The organism is Lysinibacillus sp. NPDC047702 (assembly GCF_050272555.1).
Taxonomy (GTDB): Bacteria; Bacillota; Bacilli; order Bacillales_A; family Planococcaceae; genus Lysinibacillus.
On record NZ_JBNNMG010000131.1, the window covers coordinates 1 to 2,525 of the forward strand.

At 53.0% G+C, this 2,525-nt stretch carries 1 rRNA gene; it reads left to right on the forward strand.

The annotated features are described in order from the left end of the window. A 23S ribosomal RNA gene (locus ACQKIM_RS27890) occupies positions 1 to 2,524 on the forward strand; the annotation flags it as partial. Between the last annotated feature and the right edge of the window lies 1 nt (position 2,525).

The following is a 2,525-nucleotide window of genomic DNA, read 5'->3' on the forward strand; positions in this document are numbered from 1 at the left end:
GAGTGGATCCTGAGTACGGCGGAACACGTGAAATTCCGTCGGAATCCGGGAGGACCATCTCCCAAGGCTAAATACTACCTAGTGACCGATAGTGAACCAGTACCGTGAGGGAAAGGTGAAAAGCACCCCGGAAGGGGAGTGAAAGAGATCCTGAAACCGTGTGCCTACAAGTAGTTAGAGCCCGTTAATGGGTGATAGCGTGCCTTTTGTAGAATGAACCGGCGAGTTACGATTACGTGCGAGGTTAAGCTTTAGAAGGCGGAGCCGCAGCGAAAGCGAGTCTGAATAGGGCGAAATAGTACGTGGTCGTAGACCCGAAACCAGGTGATCTACCCATGTCCAGGGTGAAGGTGAGGTAACACTTACTGGAGGCCCGAACCCACGCACGTTGAAAAGTGCGGGGATGAGGTGTGGGTAGCGGAGAAATTCCAATCGAACTTGGAGATAGCTGGTTCTCTCCGAAATAGCTTTAGGGCTAGCCTCGTGATGAGAATACTGGAGGTAGAGCACTGTTTGGACTAGGGGGCCATCCCGGTTTACCGAATTCAGACAAACTCCGAATGCCAGATATTTATACACGGGAGTCAGACTGCGAGTGATAAGATCCGTAGTCAAAAGGGAAACAGCCCAGACCACCAGCTAAGGTCCCAAAGTAATCGTTAAGTGGAAAAGGATGTGGCGTTGCACAGACAACCAGGATGTTGGCTTAGAAGCAGCCATCATTTAAAGAGTGCGTAATAGCTCACTGGTCGAGTGACGCTGCGCCGAAAATGTATCGGGGCTAAACGATTCACCGAAGCTGTGGATTGACATCTACGATGTCAGTGGTAGGAGAGCGTTCTAAGTGCGTTGAAGTCAGACCGGAAGGACTGGTGGAGCGCTTAGAAGTGAGAATGCCGGTATGAGTAGCGAAAGACGGGTGAGAATCCCGTCCACCGTATGACTAAGGTTTCCTGAGGAAGGCTCGTCCGCTCAGGGTTAGTCGGGACCTAAGCCGAGGCCGATAGGCGTAGGCGATGGACAACAGGTTGATATTCCTGTACCACCTCCTCACCGTTTGAGAAATGGGGGGACGCAGTAGGATAGGGTAAGCGCGCCGTTGGTTGTGCGCGTCCAAGCAGTAAGGCGTGTGTGTAGGCAAATCCGCACACTGTAACGTTGAGCTGTGATGGCGAGTCCGTATGGACGAAGTTCCTGATTTCACACTGCCAAGAAAAGCCTCTATCGAGGTGAGAGGTGCCCGTACCGCAAACCGACACAGGTAGTCGAGGAGAGAATCCTAAGGTGTGCGAGAGAACTCTCGTTAAGGAACTCGGCAAAATGACCCCGTAACTTCGGGAGAAGGGGTGCTCTTGAGCGTGCAAGCGCATGAGAGCCGCAGTGAATAGGCCCAGGCGACTGTTTAGCAAAAACACAGGTCTCTGCAAAACCGTAAGGTGACGTATAGGGGCTGACGCCTGCCCGGTGCTGGAAGGTTAAGAGGAGTGGTTAGCGCAAGCGAAGCTGCGAATTGAAGCCCCAGTAAACGGCGGCCGTAACTATAACGGTCCTAAGGTAGCGAAATTCCTTGTCGGGTAAGTTCCGACCCGCACGAAAGGCGTAACGATCTGGGCACTGTCTCAACGAGAGACTCGGTGAAATTATAGTACCTGTGAAGATGCAGGTTACCCGCGACAGGACGGAAAGACCCCGTGGAGCTTTACTGTAGCCTGATATTGAATTTTGGTACAACTTGTACAGGATAGGTAGGAGCCAGAGATCTCGGAGCGCCAGCTTCGAAGGAGGCGTCGGTGGGATACTACCCTGGTTGTATTGAAATTCTAACCCATGCCCCTTAGCGGGGCAGGAGACAGTGTCAGGCGGACAGTTTGACTGGGGCGGTCGCCTCCTAAAAGGTAACGGAGGCGCCCAAAGGTTCCCTCAGAATGGTTGGAAATCATTCGTAGAGTGTAAAGGCACAAGGGAGCTTGACTGCGAGACCTACAAGTCGAGCAGGGTCGAAAGACGGGCTTAGTGATCCGGTGGTTCCGCATGGAAGGGCCATCGCTCAACGGATAAAAGCTACCCCGGGGATAACAGGCTTATCTCCCCCAAGAGTCCACATCGACGGGGAGGTTTGGCACCTCGATGTCGGCTCATCGCATCCTGGGGCTGTAGTCGGTCCCAAGGGTTGGGCTGTTCGCCCATTAAAGCGGTACGCGAGCTGGGTTCAGAACGTCGTGAGACAGTTCGGTCCCTATCCGTCGTGGGCGTAGGAAATTTGAGAGGAGCTGTCCTTAGTACGAGAGGACCGGGATGGACACACCGCTGGTGTACCAGTTGTCTTGCCAAAGGCATCGCTGGGTAGCTATGTGTGGACGGGATAAGTGCTGAAAGCATCTAAGCATGAAGCCCCCCTCAAGATGAGATTTCCCATTACGCAAGTAAGTAAGATCCCTCAAAGACGATGAGGTAGATAGGTTCGAGGTGGAAGTGTGGTGACACATGGAGCTGACGAATACTAATCGATCGAGGACTTAACCAAA